The organism is Ruegeria sp. SATB045, assembly GCF_059613525.1.
The window spans coordinates 155829-173260 of sequence record NZ_JBXWSR010000020.1 but is presented as its reverse complement, the minus strand read 5'-3'; the positions used below and the strand labels follow the sequence as shown (position 1 = coordinate 173260).

Genomic DNA, 17432 nt, shown 5'->3' with positions numbered 1-17432 from the left:
TTTCACCTTAAATGCCTGTAGTTGTTGTAGAATCCCCTGCCAAGGCCAAAACGATCAATAAATATCTTGGCCCCGACTACACGGTTCTGGCGTCTTATGGCCATGTGCGCGACCTTCCACCCAAAGATGGATCCGTCGATCCCGAACATGAATTCGAGATGAAATGGGAGGTCGGCAATGACAGCCGCAAGCATGTCAAAGCCATCGCTGACGCGCTGAAAGAAGACAACGCCCTGATCCTCGCCACTGACCCCGATCGCGAGGGCGAGGCGATCAGCTGGCACCTGCAAGAGGCGCTGACCAAGCGCCGCTCGATCAAGAAGGACACGCCCGTCAGCCGTGTAACTTTCAACGCCATCACCAAGGACGCCGTGACCGAAGCGATGCAGAACCCGCGTCAGGTCGATATGCCGCTGGTCGAGGCTTATCTGGCCCGCCGCGCGCTGGACTATCTGGTGGGGTTCAACCTGTCCCCCGTCCTGTGGCGCAAGCTGCCCGGTGCGAAATCGGCAGGACGCGTACAATCCGTCTGCCTGCGCTTGATCGTCGAGCGCGAGATGGAGATCGAGGCGTTCAAACCAGTCGAATACTGGTCGGTCAAAGCTCTGTTCGAAACTCCGCGCGGCCAGACTTATGAGGCGCGTCTGGTCACGCTGGCCGGGAACAAGCTGGACAAGCATGATCTGAAGAACGCTACGCAGGCGGAGCTGGCCGTTCAGGCGATCACCAGCCGCGCGCTAACCGTAACCTCGGTCGAGGCGAGACCGGCGGCTCGGAACCCCAGCGCGCCATTCATGACCTCGACCCTGCAGCAGGAAGCCAGCCGCAAGTTCGGCATGGGCGCGCGTCACGCGATGCAGGTGGCGCAGCGCCTGTATGAGGCAGGCTACATCACTTATATGCGGACTGACGGCATCGACATGGCCCCCGAGGCCGTGGCCGCCACCCGCGATACAATCACCGACCGCTATGGCGCGGATTACGTGCCCGACAGCCCGCGCATCTATAAAAACAAGGCCAAGAACGCGCAGGAAGCGCACGAATGTATCCGCCCCACGGATATGACCCGCGATGCCAGCGACCTGAAGGTCACGGATGAGGATCAGCGCAAGCTTTATGATCTGATTTGGAAACGAACCATTGCCTGTCAGATGGCCGCCGCACGGCTGGAACGCACCACGGTCGAGATCGGCAGCGATGACGGTCAGGTCGGCCTGCGCGCCACTGGTCAGGTGGTCATGTTCGACGGATTCATGCGCGTCTATGAGGAAGGCCGCGACGACGTGGCCGATGACGACGACAAGCGCCTGCCGCAGATCACGCAAGGCGATCCGGCGCGGTTCGCCAAGACCTCGCTGAAGGATCAATTCGTCAAGGCCACCAGCGACGACAAACAGGCCGTGCTGGCCGAGAATGAAGCCGTGCTGGCCCTGCAACACCACACGCAGCCACCCCCGCGCTATACCGAGGCCACTTTGGTCAAACGGATGGAGGAGCTAGGTATCGGGCGCCCGTCCACCTATGCCAGCATCGTGACCACGATTCAGGACCGCGAATATGTGCGCAAGGACAAGAACCGGCTGATCCCCGAGGAAAAGGGCCGGATCGTCACAATCTTTTTGCTGAACTTCTTCCGTCAGTATGTTGGCTATGAGTTCACGGCCAATCTGGAAGGCGAGCTTGACGATGTGAGCGCCGGCGACCGCGACTACAAAGACCTGTTGGGCAAGTTCTGGCGTGATTTCTCGGCCGCGATTGGTGAGACATCCGAGCTGCGGATTTCCGAAGTGCTAGACAAGCTGGATGAGGCATTGACGCCCCAGCTGTATCCACCGCGTGAGGATGGGTCCGACCCGCGCGTTTGTCCGAAATGCGGCGTGGGACAACTGCACCTGAAAACCTCGCGCACCGGTGGGTTTGTGGGCTGTGGCAACTATCCCGAATGCACCTATACCCGCCCCATCGCAGGCGAAGGGGCCGAGGGCGACGAACGTCTGCTGGGCGAAGATGCGGGCGATGAGATCTGGTTGAAATCCGGTCGGTTCGGGCCTTATGTCCAGCGCGGCGAACCCACGCCCGAGAACAAGAAACCGCCCCGTGCGTCCCTGCCTCGCGGCTGGAGCAAGGACGACATGGATCTGGACAAGGCACTGACCCTGCTGTCCCTGCCCCGCCAGATCGGTGAACACCCCGAGGGCGGCATGATCAGCTCGAATTTCGGGCGGTTCGGGCCGTATATCATGCACCAGATGCCGGAAGAGGCTAAGCCGGTCTACGCGAACCTCAAAGACCCCAATGACGTCTTTGAAATTGGTATGAACCGCGCGGTTGAGATGCTGGCTGAAAAACGCGCCAATCCGGGGCGTGGACGGCGGGCGGCGGCCAAGCCGCTGAAAGAGCTGGGTGATCACCCCGATGGCGGCGTGATGCAGGTGCTGGACGGGCGCTATGGGCCTTATGTGAAATGGGAAAAGGTCAACGCGACCATTCCCAAGGACATCAAGCCCGAAGACGTGACACAGGAAATGGCCATCGAACTGGTCAACGAACGCGCGGCCAAGAAAGGCACCAAGAAGAAGGCTACCCCCAAGAAGAAAGCCGCGCCAAAGAAAACCGCAGCCGCCAAAAAGACGACCAACAAGGCGGAATAGGTAGAAATACCACCACCCCCTTGGTTTCATTGACTTCCCCGTGACGTGGCGGCACAACTCGCCCAACACCATGTCATTGGGGGAGTTTTCCATGAAGAAAATCTATGCCAATGCCTCTGAGGCGCTCGACGGAGTGATCTCGGATGGCATGTTGATCGCAGCGGGCGGGTTTGGCCTGTGCGGCATCCCGGAACTTCTGCTTGAGGCGATCAAAGCCTCGGGCGCGAAGGATCTGACCTTTGCCTCGAACAATGCGGGCGTCGACGATTTTGGGATCGGCATTCTGCTGCAAACCCGTCAGGTCAAGAAGATGATCAGCTCGTATGTCGGAGAAAACGCCGAGTTCATGCGTCAGTATCTCAGTGGCGAGCTGGAACTAGAGTTCAACCCGCAAGGCACGCTGGCCGAGCGGATGCGCGCAGGTGGCGCGGGTATTCCCGGTTTCTACACCAAGACAGGCGTAGGCACCGTGATCGCCGAGGGCAAAGAGCATAAGGACTTCAACGGCGAGACATATATCATGGAGGAAGGCATCTTTGCCGACCTCGCCATCGTCAAAGCGTGGAAGGCGGACGAGACCGGCAATCTGGTGTTCCGCAAGACAGCTCGTAATTTCAACGTGCCAGCGGCCACATGTGGCAAAGTCTGTGTGGTCGAAGTCGAAGAGATCGTGCCCACCGGGTCGTTGGACCCCGACAGCATCCACCTGCCCGGCATCTATGTGCACCGCATCATTCAGGGCAGCCACGAAAAGCGCATCGAACAGCGCACCACCCGCAAGAAGGAGGACGCATAATGCCTTGGGATCGTAATCAGATGGCCGCCCGCGCGGCGGATGAGCTGGAAGACGGTATGTATGTGAACCTCGGCATCGGTATCCCGACGCTGGTGGCAAACTATGTGGGTGACAAGGACATTACACTGCAATCCGAGAACGGAATGCTGGGCATGGGCCCCTTCCCTTTTGAGGGCGAGGAAGACCCCGACCTGATCAATGCGGGTAAGCAGACGATAACCGAACTGTCTCGCACCGCTTATTTCGACAGTGCAACCTCATTCGCCATGATCCGCGGCGGCAAGATCGCAGCGGCCATTCTGGGCGCGATGGAGGTGGACGAGAAAGGCGATCTGGCCAACTGGATGATCCCAGGCAAGCTGGTCAAAGGCATGGGCGGCGCGATGGATCTGGTGGCTGGCGTAGGCCGCGTGATCGTCGTTATGGATCACACCAACAAACACGGCGACTCGAAAGTGCTGAAAGAATGCACCCTGCCCCTAACCGGTCAGGGTGTGGTCGATCGCATCATCACCAACCTGGGCGTGTTGGACGTGGTTGAAGGCGGCCTGCGCATCGTCGAACTGGCCGATGGCGTCAGCGAAGACGAGATGCGCGCCGCCACCGAGGCGACAATCGTCGCCTGAACCAAAGAAGGCCCCACCAACCTGCGTGGGCCTTCTTAGTTTGCCGTCTGGAAAACGCACCCGTCCGAGATGAGCTGCGGAGGGGTCAGACACAAAGCCCGCGCGACCTGAAACGCGGCAAGCACTTTGGGCACGTAGTTGCGCGTCTCTTTATAGGGCGGTACCCCGCCATGTTTGCGGACGGCCCCTTCACCTGCATTATAACCAGCCAACACAAGGATCGGGTCGTTTCCGAACTCTTCCATCAACCAGTTTAAATACTTCACCCCGCCCGAGATGTTCTGACCGGGATGGAAGCTGTCCTCAACGCCAAACCGCCTTGCCGTTGCTGGCATCAATTGCATCAACCCCTGAGCACCCGCGTGGCTGACCGCGTCAGCCCGGCCAGCAGATTCAACCGATATCACGGCCAACACCAGCGCAGGCGAAACATTCGTACCAACTGTCGAACGCAGGATATCGACCCCCTGCTGCTGAGCGATGTTCTGCAAAGTCTGCAATCGCGGAGAGGACACGTTGACGGCTGCTAATGCCTGTATCGCTTGATCAAGACGTCCTGCGCCGGCTTGATCTAGCGCGGGCGACACTTCTTCCCAAAAAGCCGTATAGGACCCGGCGGGTTTGTCAGCCCCGCCCGGCAAACTCGGCGGCGCGACTCGTGTACGTGTAATAATCTCGGATTCTTGCAGGTCCGCACCAGTGCTGGGCGCCGAAGGTCGGGCTGCGTGTTCCTCTGGCGATATCTGCACGGTGATCTTGGGCCGCGATCCAGGTTTCGGCGGCTTCACCCTTTTATAGACGCCACGTGGTTCAATTGTCTGAGCAACAACAGAGCCCGGCCCTGTCAACAGCATTGCCACCGCACCGGCGCAGAGTATTGCGTCCCGCAGATTCATTTTGCCCGCCTCATGAATTTTTCTTTTGACTGATTTGAACCAAGAATCTGCGTTCAAAGCCATAAAAACAACGTGAATTGGGGCATTTTCGCCTCATTTGCCGTAAAATTACATCGGAACAGTGAGGTCGACATACGTTTTTCGATTTTTTATTTATTTATTTTCAATGCGTTACCAAAATTCCTGCGAAAAAGTTAAACTTCCGCGAAAAAAAATGTGATTTGGCCCAATTCCTGCCACGCCTGACCGTCAAACATAATGCCATACCGAGACGGTCGAGAGCGGACTGAGAGAGAAAGCTCTGAAAGACGCCAAGGTTTAATTGACTTTTTTGATCCTTTAGGAGGGACGTAACATGATCAAGTTCATCAAGAACTTCCGCAAAGACGAAGACGGCGCAGTAACAGTTGACTGGGTTGTTCTGACCGCAGCCATCGTTGGCCTGGCAGCAGTTGCTTACACCCAGGTTGGTGAAGGTACCAACCAGCTGGCGAACACCGTCGAAGGCGCGCTGTCGGGTACTGCAGTTTCGACTCCGGTGACCACCATCACACCGCAAAGCTAAGTTTAGTACTTAACGTACTTGAAGGGGGCCACGGTTTCAGAGCGTGGCCCTTTTTTTATAAACTTTCTTTTTAAGTTGGGTCTCTCATGATGCACAGAATTGCAAACTTTGCTGCACACGAAGATGGGGCCGTTACCGTTGATTGGGTGGTTCTAACGGCCGGCTTGGTTGGTTTTGGGTCAATCATTTTCCTGAACCTTTCAGATCCGATTCAACACGTTGATTCGGAAACAGGAACTGCGCTTTCTTCGATGGAAGTTCATCAACCTGAATTCAATACCAGCTACTGACTCATCTGTCGGTGACCAAACTCATGATTTGGCACGGACGAAAAAAAAATCAAAGATTGTCCCCCTTTTCGACACAATTCGTCGATAGCTGTGATTGAGATTAGCTGCGCATGACGGCAGCAAAACCAAAACAGAAAAATACGAGGGTACGCAAATGCGCGCAGTATTTGGACTTGTCCTGATTGTCGGGGTCGCTTTGGCCGGTGGCGCTGTTTATCTGGCGCAAGACTACATCGCACAAACTCAAGCCCAGCTTGAACGAGAGAAAAAAGCCGCGCAAGACGCGATGGCAAACGCCACCAACATCGCCACCGTGGACGTTTTTGTATCGAACCGCCCGTTGAAATATGGAGAGCGCCTGGTTCAAGAGGATGTCCGACTTGTCAAATGGCCTGAAGACGCACTTCCAGAAGGTACCTTCCAGGAACTGGCCACATTGTTTCCCGAAGACGCAAAAGGCGACAGGTATATTCTGAGAGCCATGGAGAAAAATGAGGCTCTGCTGGAAGTCAAGGTCACCAAACCCGGAGAATCTGCTGGACTGACCTCGCGCCTTCAAAAGGGAATGCGGGCCTTTGCTATCAGAGTCGATGTTGCTTCAGGAGTATCCGGCTTTTTGCGACCAGGTGACAATGTCGATGTTTACTGGACAGGTTCAGTTTCAGGGGCCCTTACAGGTGAAGGTGGTGAAATCACGCGCCTGATCCAAACCAACGTCGAACTAATTGCCGTCGACCAAACGGCAGGGTCTGATCTGACGGGCGCAAGCATCGCGCGTACGGTGACCGTGGCCGCAACGCCTGAACAGATTGCGTCTCTGGCGCAGGCACAAAACACCGGACGGATGTCTCTGGCCTTGGTGGGTGTTCAGGACGAAACGGTCGCCAGCGCGATTGAGGTTGATCAGCGAAAGCTATTGGGAATCAAGGAAGCCGCGCCTGTCGAGGCAAAGGTGGAAGAGCGCAAGTGCTACACCAATATCCGGCGTGGTGCAGAAATTGTTCAGAGTCAAATTCCCTGTACAAACTAACGTTAAATCAGGGATTTACTGGCACAAGCCGCGCACTCAGCGCGGCTTGTTTCATTTTGGTTGTTGCGAATTGTCCACATAAGGAAAATTCCAGAAACCATTGATTATTGCAATAAATTAGCAATTGACGCAGTGTTATTGCACATAAGGCATTAGCCCTAAAACGAGGCGTGATCGGAGAGGCAGGTCACATGAAAATACATTCTTGGATTAGCGCAACCCTTCTGGGGTTGGCGCTTGTAGTGAGTTCCGTCGGCGATGCCGCCTGGGCTCAAAATCTTCGTGTGGTAAAGAAGGGCACAGCGGAAACGCTGGACGTCCCGATGAACCGCGCAATTGTTGTTGAGAGTGAGGAACCGTTTGCCGAACTCAGCATTGCCAACGCGGGAATCGCTGATATTTCGTCGCTTTCGGACCGTACCATTTATGTATTGGGCAAGGCGCCCGGTCTGACCACTCTGACATTGTTCGACGGTGCTGGCAATTTGCTGGCCAACGTGCGCGTTCGGGTTTCCCCGGATGTATCCGAATTCAAAGAGCGGCTGCGGCAGATCCTGCCGAATGAGCCGATCGAAGTGCGGACCGCAAATGACGGTATTGTACTGTCGGGCACCATCTCTAGCTCAGCCAAACTGGCGCGGGCATTGGAACTTGCCGAGCGCTACGCGCCCGAGCGTGTTTCCAACCTGATGTCGGTCGGCGGCGTCCAGCAGGTTATGCTGAAAGTGCGCTTTGCCGAAATGAGCCGATCAGTGGCAAAAAGCCTGACGGCGTCGCTGGGCTTTGGAGGAAGCGACGTAACCGGGGGTTTCAACACACTTAACTCTGCCGGTGCTTTGGCTAACGCGTTGAATAATAACATTCCTCTGCAACAAACCAACACAGGTGCGATCCTGTTCGGGTTTGGCGCAGGCTCCACACAGGTTCGCTTGTTGCTGGAAGCGCTCGAAGCTAAAGGTTTGGCGCGTAGCCTTGCGGAACCGAACCTGTCCGCGCTGTCGGGTCAGGAAGCAGAATTCCTTGCTGGTGGCGAAGTTCCGATCCCGGTTCCCGCGGATGACGGCAACATCGCGATTGAATACCGCGCATTTGGTGTTCAGATCCTGTTTGTTCCGCGCGTTGTGGACGGCGACTTGATCAACCTGGAAATGGGTACGTCAGTGTCGGCAATCGACAACAGCTCGGACTTCACGATTGCGGGTAACAACGTACCGTCATTTATCACCCGTCGGACCAGAACCACGGTTGAGCTGCGGGATGGTGAGAGCTTTGCGATTGCGGGGCTTATTCAGGATGACTTCAGCGACTTGAACAATCAGGTTCCGTGGCTCGGCGATGTTCCCGTACTGGGTGCGCTGTTCCGCAGTGCTGAATACCAGCGCCAGCAAACGGAACTCGTCGTGATCGTCACCGCGCATCTGGTCTCGCCCACACGTGGTGAAGCGCTGGCTCTGCCGACCGACCGGGTCAAGCCCCCAAGCGAGTTTGATCTGTTCATCAACGGCAAGACAGCACGCACCGAACGTTTAGGATCAGGTGGTGCGTCTGAAGTCGCCAAACAGGATTTTGGTAGCTCCTACGGCTACATCCTGGAATGATTAGGAGGATAGGACCAATGCAGAAGTGGATTATAGCACTGGGTCTTTCGGTCGCTGTCGCCGCTTGTACGCGTGAGGCCGGATATGAAGTCGACCAAGGTGCCTTCGGAAACGCAACTCTGAACAACCAGCAGGTTCTGACAGGTGAACTCACCTATGCTCAGATCCTGGGTCGCAGGTTTGCGGCGGAAGTGCCAACGCAGATCAACTTTGCGTTCGACAGCGCACAGCTTGATGCAAACGCACAGCGTGTACTGTTACGGCAAGCCGATTGGATCAAGCAGTTCCCCGAAGCGCGCTTCCGCGTTTACGGCCATACGGACCGAGTCGGCTCTCAGTCGTATAACCAAAGCCTAGGCCAGCGTCGCGCCAATGCTGCGGTCGCGTTCCTGACACGGCAGGGTATTTCGCGGTCACGGCTAGAAGCTGTTGTTTCCTTCGGTAAAACGCAGCCTCTGATCGACACGCCGAACAGGGATCGACGCAACCGCCGTACGATTACAGAAGTGTCTGGCTTTGTAGATCGCAAACCTCAGTTGCTTGACGGCAAGTACGCGGAAGTCATCTACCGCGAATACGTTGAAAGCGCGACAACCGAGAGCTTCATCGTAGACACAGACGCCGCCGAGGCATCTGAGTAATAATAACGCGAATTGGGCGACATCGTCGCCCAATTCCCAACAATTGGTTCTTTTGCGCCCCATTCTCGCCTAAGTTCCAAGCCAAATTCTCAACAATTGGGTGTAGTGCGGCAAAAAAGGCCGCAACCGGGCATCAGCTCGCCGAGGCAAACCTGAACGGTTCGTCGCGGTTTGCTGCCCTCTGGACGAGGATTTTGTTAATGACGAACGCCACGACAAACGAAGACAACAACGCCATTCTGGCCTGCACGATCAGTCGTGACGTCCAGAACTTTGATCTGCTGATTGAAGATATGGAAGCGGCACTGGGTGAGCGTTGGGGCGATCTGGGATTTGCAGAAGCTCTTGCGTTTTTCGGCCAGCCTGAAGCCGACAGTTTAGAATTCGTGGCCCTAGCTATTGATGGTGAGGACGAAGATGACCTGACCATGATGGGTGAAATCATCTCTCGCGCGAAGGAAAAGAGGATCAAAGTGGTCCTGATCGCCGAGGACGTGACTCCTGCAGCGTTGCACCAACTCTTGCGGAAAGGCGCTGATGAATTCGTCCCCTACCCGCTTCCGGAAGGTGAGTTGCAGGAAGCCATTGCGCGTATGAACAAACCTGATCCCGCGGTTGTGACACAGGAAACGGCCGTGTCTCTGCCCCAAGGGGCATCAAAGGAAGGTGCCTTGTTTGTGGTTCACGGATTGGCCGGTGGAGTCGGATCTACCACCATGGCCGTGAACCTGGCTTGGGAACTTGCGACCACGTCGGACAAGACTTCTCCCAAGGTATGCCTGATCGACCTGGATCTTCAGTTTGGCACGGTCTCGACTTACCTGGATCTACCGCGCCGAGAAACAGTGTTCGAAATGCTGTCTGACACGGCGTCCATGGATGACGACATGTTCGCGCAGGCGCTGCAGTCCTACGAGGACAAGATGGAGGTTCTGACCGCGCCGTCTGATATGGTGCCGTTGGATCTGATCACTCCGGAAGATATCCAGCGCGTTATTGACACTGCACGCAAGCATTTTGACTACGTGATTGTCGATATGCCGTCGACTTTGGTGCAATGGTCTGAGACCATCCTGCAAGCGGCCCATGTGTATTTTGCAGTCATCGAACTCGACATGCGCTCGGCCCAAAACGCCCTGCGTCTGAAGCGCGCTCTTCAGGCGGAAGAGCTACCGTTCAACAAACTGCGTTTCGCGTTGAACCGAGCTCCGAAGTTTACCGATCTGAACGGGAAAAGCCGCGTCAAGCGGATGGGTGAAAGCCTTGGAATATCCATCGACCTGCAACTGCCGGACGGGGGAAAACCCGTCATGCAAAGCGGTGACCATGGTTTGCCGCTGGCAAGTTCAGCCGCCAAAAACCCACTGCGCCGTGAAATCGCAAAGCTGGCAAAATCGCTCCACAGCCTTGGCAGCAGCGACGCAGAAGCTGCGTAAGACAGGTCCGAAAGGGGAACCGCCATGTTTTCAAGATACAAAAAACAGCCCGAAGCGCAGCCTGTTCAGGCCGAGGTCAAGGCGACAACGCCCACCTCTGCAGCCCCACAGGCACCCACAGCAAACGCGATGATCCGCAAGCCTGTGGCAAAAAAGGCCGCTGAGCCGACAGCATCCGATCGCGAGCGCAAGCGCAAAGAGCGGTTGAGCGAGATCAAGATCGAGTTGCACCGTGAACTACTTGAAAACCTGAACCTTGCTGCACTGGAAAACGCCAACGAATCCGACCTTCGCTCAGAAATCAGTGCCATTGCGAGTGAAGTCCTTGAGACCAAGAACATTGTTCTGAATCGGGACGATCGTTTCCAACTGAACAAAGAGCTTTATGACGAAGTTACCGGTCTTGGCCCGCTTGAGACCTTGCTGCAAGACGACACGGTCAACGATATCTTGGTGAACGGTCCGCAGCAGATTTTTGTGGAGCGTGCCGGTAAGCTGGAAATCAGCGACATCACCTTCAAGGACGAAAAGCACCTGATGCGGATCATCGACAAGATCGTATCCGCTGTGGGTCGCCGTGTTGATGAATCCAACCCTTATGTTGACGCCCGCTTGGCAGATGGGTCGCGTTTCAACGCCATGGTGCCGCCGATTGCGGTTGATGGCTCGTTGGTGTCCATTCGTAAGTTCAAAAAGGACAAACTGGGCATCGACGACCTGGTCAATTTTGGTGCGTTCACCGAAGAAATGGCCGCCTATTTGCAAGCTGCGGTGTCGACACGCCTGAACGTGATCGTTTCGGGTGGTACGGGTTCTGGTAAAACGACCACGCTGAACGCTCTGTCCAGCTTTATCGACGATGCCGAACGCATCCTGACCATCGAGGATACGGCGGAACTTCAGTTGCAACAAACCCATGTGGGCCGGATGGAAAGCCGCCCACCAAACGTGGAAGGCAAGGGCGAAGTCAGCCCGCGCGACTGTCTGAAGAACGCCCTGCGTATGCGTCCCGACCGCATCATCGTGGGTGAGACGCGTGGCGCCGAGGTGATCGACATGTTGCAGGCCATGAACACTGGCCACGATGGTTCGATGACGACAATCCACGCCAACTCGGCCCGAGATGGCATTTCGCGTTTGGAAAACATGATCGCAATGGCAGGTATCGAAATGCCGATCAAAGCGGTCCGCAGCCAGATCTCAAGCGCTGTGAACCTGATTGTACAGGCCAGCCGTTTGCAGGATGGTTCACGCCGAATGACCTCGATCACCGAGATCACGGGCATGGAAGGTGATGTTATCTCAATGCAAGAAATCTTTAGATTTCAGCGTGTTGGACTTACACCCGACAACAAGATTATAGGCCATTTCACGGCCACCGGCGTACGCAGCCACTATTCCGAACGCTTCCGGTTGTGGGGCTTTGACCTGCCCGCCGCCATCTATGAACCAACTACGATGTAAGGAGAACCTGAGATGCAACTGCCTATTGAGGCTCTCATATATGTCGTGATCTTCGTCGCCGTTCTGGCTCTGGTCGAAGGTATTTATCTGGTCGCATTCGGCAAATCCATCAGTCTGAACAGCCGCGTAAACCGGCGTTTGGACATGTTGGACAAAGGCGTCGGCCGAGAACAAGTGCTTGAGCAGCTGCGTAAAGAGATGCAGCAGCACATGCAAACGCAGTCCATCCCGCTTTATTCACTGCTCGCGGATAAGGCGCAGAAGGCTGCGATTGCGTTCTCGCCGCGCCAATTGATCATGATAATGGTGCTGGTTTCTGCTTTCGCCTTTGTCGGGCTCAGCATCGGCACCGCCACTGCAACATTTCTGAGGATAGCCATCTCGATCGCTATCGGTGTCGGTGGCGTCTATGCTTGGGTCAATCATAAAGCTTCGAAAAGGATGGCTTTGCTAGAGGAACAACTGCCCGACGCAGTAGAGCTGATGGTTCGTTCTTTGCGGGTGGGCAATCCGTTTGTATCCTCGATCCAGATTGTTGCAAATGAAGTCCAAGATCCCCTGGCAACCGAGTTTGGCGTCATCGCAGATGAGTGCGCCTATGGCCGTGACGTCGGCGAAGCGCTGAAAGACCTGGCGCAGCGGCTGGACATGCAGGACCTTCGCTTCTTGTCTGTTGCGGTCGGCATCCAACAGCAATCCGGTGGTAACCTGGCGGAAATTCTGGCCGGTCTGGCACAGGTGATCCGCGCTCGTTTCCGCCTGTTCCGAAGGGTCAAGGCCATCACCGCCGAGGCCAAATGGTCGGGCAAGTTCCTGTCAGGTTTCCCTGTCTTCTGTCTTGTCTTCATCCTTGTGAAAGACCCCGGTTATTATGACGAGGTGATTGACCATCCGTGGTTCATTCCGGCCTGCTTCTTTGTCGGCATCATGCTGACGTTGAACCTGATCGTTATGCGCATTTTGACAAACATTAAGGTCTGAGGGCAGTGCCATGGAATTTTTGACCCAAATCAACACCTTACTGACTGAAAACCTTGGACAGTTCGGTCCGCTTATTGTCGTCGGTGTCCTCGGCCTGATCATGATCCTGGTCGCGGTTCCTTTGATGATGAACCAACCAGAAGATCCGTTGAAAAAGCTACAGCGTTCAACGGCAGCTCCGAAGAAAACGAAAAAGGGCAAGCAGGATCGCCTGCGCAATGCCGGCCGCAACGAACAGCTTGAAAAGTTTTCTACGTTCCTGGAACCGCAGAACCAAGAAGAGCTGTCAGCGATGCAGCTTAAACTGCGGCAGGCGGGATATCACTCTAAGGACGCGGTACGGTTCTTTCACTTCGCCCAGTTTGCTTTGGGGATGGTCGGTATCGCGATCGGCGTGATGTTGGTGACCGTTTTGGCTGGAGACAACGAGTTTACCGGCCAACAAATGGCGATCCGCATTGGTTTCCCCGCCATCGCCTTATACTTCCTTCCACGGTATTGGATCACCCGCCGTGTAGCAGAACGCGAAGAAGCCATTGTCGCCGGTTTTCCTGATACGCTTGACCTGATGCTTGTCTGTGTTGAGGCGGGCCAGTCTTTGGATCAGGCTATCGTGCGCGTCGCGGCTGAGATGAAGGCTTCCTATCCCGACATTGCGCAGGAATTCGAGGTTGTAGCCCACGAAATGAAAGCTGGTAAGGACAAGGACACTGTTCTTCGGGATTTCGGAACACGTTGCGGCGTTCAGGACGTCAGTTCATTTGTGACCGTTATGATCCAATCGGCCACATTCGGTACTTCGATTGCCGAAGCTCTACGTGTTTATGCCGGCGAAATGCGTGACAAACGCGTGATGCGTGCAGAAGAAGCTGCTAACAAGTTGCCAACGAAAATGACACTTGCCACAATGATGCTGACGGTGCCGCCGTTGCTGGTCATTCTGGTTGGACCTTCGGCAAAAGGTATCGCAGAGTTTGCAGGCGGTAATCCAGGGGGCTGATAGCCTTATGATTTCAACACTCAGGTGTGTCCGGCCAAGGATTCGCCACGTGATCGGGGCCGCCATGGTATGTGCCATGGTGGCCTCTTGCACAGAAAACCTGCCTGGTGATTTGGATGCTCCGGGTATTGATCCACAAGGCCAAGGTCAGGATCCTTTGGTGGTCGGGAACCGACTGCTGCGGGCCGGTGAGTATGACTTGGCACTGGATTCCTTTGCCCGCGCCGCGCTGAACCAGGGCATGACCGCCGAAATCATGGCTGCCATGGGTACTGCCAACCTGGGATTGCGCCAGTTGAAGCCCGCCGAAACTCTGCTGCGTCGCGCCGTTTCCGAGGAACCCGACTGGCCGGTTGCATGGAACAATCTGGGCGTCATTCTGATGGAGAAAGGCGAGTATCCAGAGGCGGCTCAGGTGTTTCGACGGGCTTTTGCATTAGACAATGGCGAAAGTGACGCAATTCGGGACAATCTGCGCTTAGCACTCGCAAAAATGGAAAATTCTGATAATACTGAGGTCGAAGAACAAGAATACACGCTGGAGCAACAAGGCGACGGGCAATTCAAGCTTCGCAAGCTTCAGGAAAACAGGCAAGAGCAGTAAGGGACGCAAAAAATGCGCCAACAATTCTTGATTATGTCATTGGTGACGTGCGGGCTGATCCTGTCCGCCTGCGCGAAAGAAACCGAGGAAGAAAAGGTCGAAAAGACGTTTCAGGAAGTGAACGTTATCGACGAAACCAACCTGAACGAAGTGTTGCTAACAGCAGCCGATCCTAATGAGGCCGTCACCTATTTTCAGGGTGCTGCAGCCAAGAATCCCGGTCGCATTGACCTGCAAAGAGGGCTGGCGATTTCGTTGGCGCGGGCAAAGCGCACCACCGAGGCAGCAGCCGCCTGGAAAAAAGTGACCACCATGAAGGGCTCGGCCAGTGTTGATCGGGTCGAATATGCCGACGCACTGGTTCGCGCAGGAAACTGGACCGAGGCGAAAAAAGTACTGGATTCCGTTCCGCCGACTTTCGAGACCTTCAAAAGGTATCGGTTGGAGGCTGTTGTCGCCGACTCAAACCAGGACTGGAAACGGGCGGATCAATTCTATGAAACGGCGATTGGCCTGACCACGCGGCCTGGCGGCGTGATGAACAACTGGGGCTATTCCAAACTGACACGCGGTCAATACGAAGAAGCCGAGCGCTTGTTCGCTGAAGCCATTCGACAGGACAAGTCTCTGTTCACAGCCAAAAACAACCTCGTTCTTGCCCGCGCGGCGCAAGGCAATTACAGCATGCCGGTCGTGCCGCTGACACAGGCCGAACGGGCCATGCTGTTGAATACTATGGGCATTTCCGCGGTCAAACAGGGCGATGTAACAACTGCAAAGAACCTGTTCCGCGAAGCGATTGCCACGCATCCGCAACATTTCGAAGAAGCCGTCCGCTCGTTGCGCGCGCTCGAGGAAGCCTAAGTTGATGCAAATTCCGGCAGCCGCGGCGGGGTGGTTTTTGCCTTTCGTTCTGCCGATCTGCTTTTATGTCGCGTTCACCGATATGCGCGACATGTTGATCAAGAACCACGCGGTTATTGCCTTGGCCGGAGTATTTGCCTTTGTCGGTCTGATCGTCATCCCGCCATGGACGACCGATTGGTCCGAAGGCTGGATCGGCCCCTTTGCGGTAACGCTTCCGCCCTACCTTTGGCAGTTGCTGCACATTCTTGTCGCTTTAGTAATAGGCATTCTTGCCAACGCCGCCGGGGTCATGGGAGCGGGCGACGCCAAATTTATTGCGGCTGCTTCCGCGTTCGTTTGGGGCGGCGACTATGTGACGATGATGTTCATTCTAATGTCCACAACGCTCGCAGCGTTTGTAACGCACAGGCTGGCCAAAAACACTGCTTTGCGCGCTATCGCACCTAATTGGGAAAGTTGGTCCCGCGACAAACAGTTTCCCATGGGATTTGCACTTGGCGGCAGCCTCGCCATCTACCTGATCCTTGGGACTGTTTACGGCTCGTAAACTATCATTACTCCGCCTTGTCCCCGCCTTGGTGATGCCACAAAGCGGGACCAGATTTTTCGCAAGCGGCCCGAGTGGGCCAATGGCGCGAATACTGGATGGATGAGCACCCCTCATGAATATGCAGACGACCTCGGTAATGGCCCCCCCTGCCCCCAAAGGCTTGGGCGAAATGCAATTGCCCATCGTGATGATGCGGGACATTTTGTTGAAAACCATTTTTCGCAAGAACGTTGATACGGTCTCGGAAGTGGCGGAAGCGATCTGCCTGCCGGGCTCGGTGACTCAAGAACTGATCGATATCTCGCGCGAACAGAAACTGATCGAGGCGACAGGTACCCTGAACGCCAACAGCGGCAACGAGATGGGCTATCAGCTGACAGATGCAGGTAAAGCTCGTGCACTGGACGCGCTCAGCCAGTCGGAATATTTTGGTGCCATGCCGGTTCCACTGGATGTCTACCGCGAACAGGTCAAACGCCAATCCATCCGAAACATTCAGGTCACCCGCGACCAGCTAACCGGGGCAATGGGGCATCTGGTTCTGCCCGACAGTCTTTTGGATCACCTTGGACCTGCAGTAAGCGCAGGCCGTTCGATCCTGATGTATGGTCCTCCGGGCAACGGTAAGTCGTCCATCTCAAACGGTATTCGTGACGCGCTTGGCGACAATGTCTATGTCCCGCGCGCAATTGAATATGCCGGTCAGGTGATCACCGTTTATGATCCGATCGTTCACACAGCCATCGAGCAAGAGGCCGACGACCCCAACAGCCTACGCCGCCGCAAACGGTTCGATTCACGCTATGTACAATGCGAGCGCCCCACCGTTGTGACCGGTGGTGAACTGTCGCTCAGCATGCTGGACTTGGTCTACAACCCCACTGCGCGGACCTATCAGGCGCCACTGCAGCTTAAATCGACGGGCGGCATCTTTATCGTGGACGACCTTGGACGTCAGGCCGAGCCTCCGCAGGCACTGATCAACCGCTGGATCGTTCCGCTGGAAGAAAGCAAGGATATCCTCGGTTTGCAGTCAGGTGAGAAATTCGAGGTGCCTTTTGACACGCTGGTCATCTTCTCGACCAACTTCCACCCGAATGAAATCTTCGACCAAGCGGCCCTGCGTCGGATTTTCTTCAAGATCAAGATCGACGGGCCGAACCAGGAAAACTTCCTGAAAATCTTTGCAATGGTCGCCCGCAAACGCGGGATGCCGCTGGATGAGGCCGCGCTGGTGCATCTGCTGAAGGTCAAGTATCCGACCATTAACAATATCTATGCGAACTATCAGCCGATCTTCCTGATCGACCAGATGATCTCGATCTGCGAATTCGAAGGCATCCCCTACCAGATGAGCCCCGACCTGATCGACCGCGCCTGGGCCAACATGTTCGTGCGCGAAGAAAAGATCGTTCACTAAGCCACTGTCATTTCGAT

At 55.6% G+C, this 17432-nt stretch carries 16 protein-coding genes; 15 read left to right on the top strand and 1 reads right to left on the bottom strand.

Annotated elements, in window-relative coordinates:
- Positions 1-11 precede the first annotated feature (11 nt).
- The 3 genes from topA to AC2FNR_RS08340 all read left to right on the top strand — a co-directional run bounded on the left by topA (position 12) and on the right by AC2FNR_RS08340 (position 4073).
- A complete protein-coding gene (topA, locus tag AC2FNR_RS08350) occupies positions 12-2651 on the top strand; it encodes a type I DNA topoisomerase (protein WP_496848700.1) in 2640 nt (879 codons plus the stop codon).
- Positions 2652-2742: 91 nt separating this feature from the next.
- Positions 2743-3447 carry a CoA transferase subunit A gene (locus AC2FNR_RS08345; protein WP_170354942.1) on the top strand — a complete coding sequence of 235 codons (705 nt, stop codon included), beginning with the start codon at positions 2743-2745 and terminating at the stop codon, positions 3445-3447.
- Positions 3447-4073 carry a 3-oxoacid CoA-transferase subunit B gene (locus tag AC2FNR_RS08340; protein ID WP_170354941.1) on the top strand — a complete coding sequence of 209 codons (627 nt, stop codon included), beginning with the start codon at positions 3447-3449 and terminating at the stop codon, positions 4071-4073. Before AC2FNR_RS08345 ends, AC2FNR_RS08340 begins: the two co-directional genes overlap by 1 nt.
- A 35-nt stretch (positions 4074-4108) precedes the next feature.
- Here AC2FNR_RS08340 and AC2FNR_RS08335 read toward each other — a convergent pair whose 3' ends face one another.
- A complete protein-coding gene (locus AC2FNR_RS08335) occupies positions 4109-4969 on the bottom strand; it encodes a lytic transglycosylase domain-containing protein (RefSeq protein WP_170753761.1) in 861 nt (286 codons plus the stop codon).
- Between the two features lie 355 nt (positions 4970-5324).
- Here AC2FNR_RS08335 and AC2FNR_RS08330 point away from each other — a divergent pair, with 355 nt between their 5' ends.
- The 12 genes from AC2FNR_RS08330 (at position 5325) to AC2FNR_RS08275 (ending at position 17415) form a co-directional block, all read left to right on the top strand.
- The gene (locus AC2FNR_RS08330) at positions 5325-5534 is read left to right on the top strand and encodes a Flp family type IVb pilin (protein WP_170354939.1); all 210 of its coding nucleotides are present in this window, start codon (positions 5325-5327) and stop codon (positions 5532-5534) included.
- A 444-nt stretch (positions 5535-5978) separates the two neighbouring features.
- Positions 5979-6854, top strand: coding sequence for a Flp pilus assembly protein CpaB (cpaB, locus tag AC2FNR_RS08325; protein ID WP_170354937.1), 876 nt, complete (start codon positions 5979-5981; stop codon positions 6852-6854).
- Between the two features lie 191 nt (positions 6855-7045).
- Entirely contained in the window at positions 7046-8452 is a 1407-nt protein-coding gene (locus AC2FNR_RS08320) for a type II and III secretion system protein family protein (RefSeq protein ID WP_496848696.1), read from the top strand.
- 17 nt (positions 8453-8469) lie between these two features.
- Positions 8470-9093: an OmpA family protein gene (locus AC2FNR_RS08315; protein ID WP_170753751.1), complete on the top strand. Its 624-nt coding sequence runs from the start codon at positions 8470-8472 to the stop codon at positions 9091-9093.
- 200 nt (positions 9094-9293) lie between these two features.
- Positions 9294-10529 carry a CpaE/TadZ family protein gene (locus tag AC2FNR_RS08310; RefSeq protein WP_496848695.1) on the top strand — a complete coding sequence of 412 codons (1236 nt, stop codon included), beginning with the start codon at positions 9294-9296 and terminating at the stop codon, positions 10527-10529.
- 24 nt (positions 10530-10553) lie between these two features.
- Positions 10554-11993 (top strand): TadA family conjugal transfer-associated ATPase, encoded by a 1440-nt coding sequence (locus tag AC2FNR_RS08305; protein ID WP_480866178.1) that lies wholly within the window; start codon positions 10554-10556, stop codon positions 11991-11993.
- A gap of 12 nt (positions 11994-12005) precedes the next feature.
- On the top strand, positions 12006-12974 hold the full coding sequence (locus AC2FNR_RS08300; protein WP_170354932.1) for a type II secretion system F family protein: 969 nt from the start codon (positions 12006-12008) through the stop codon (positions 12972-12974).
- A 10-nt stretch (positions 12975-12984) separates the two neighbouring features.
- The gene (locus tag AC2FNR_RS08295) at positions 12985-13974 is read left to right on the top strand and encodes a type II secretion system F family protein (RefSeq protein ID WP_496848693.1); all 990 of its coding nucleotides are present in this window, start codon (positions 12985-12987) and stop codon (positions 13972-13974) included.
- A gap of 49 nt (positions 13975-14023) precedes the next feature.
- Entirely contained in the window at positions 14024-14578 is a 555-nt protein-coding gene (locus tag AC2FNR_RS08290; protein WP_496848691.1) for a tetratricopeptide repeat protein, read from the top strand.
- Between the two features lie 12 nt (positions 14579-14590).
- Positions 14591-15442 carry a tetratricopeptide repeat protein gene (locus AC2FNR_RS08285; RefSeq protein WP_170753748.1) on the top strand — a complete coding sequence of 284 codons (852 nt, stop codon included), beginning with the start codon at positions 14591-14593 and terminating at the stop codon, positions 15440-15442.
- A 4-nt stretch (positions 15443-15446) separates the two neighbouring features.
- Entirely contained in the window at positions 15447-15992 is a 546-nt protein-coding gene (locus tag AC2FNR_RS08280) for a prepilin peptidase (protein WP_496848690.1), read from the top strand.
- Positions 15993-16107: 115 nt separating this feature from the next.
- Positions 16108-17415, top strand: a complete 1308-nt coding sequence (locus tag AC2FNR_RS08275; RefSeq protein ID WP_170724506.1) for a DUF8689 domain-containing protein — start codon at positions 16108-16110, stop codon at positions 17413-17415.
- The last annotated feature ends 17 nt before the right edge of the window (positions 17416-17432 follow it).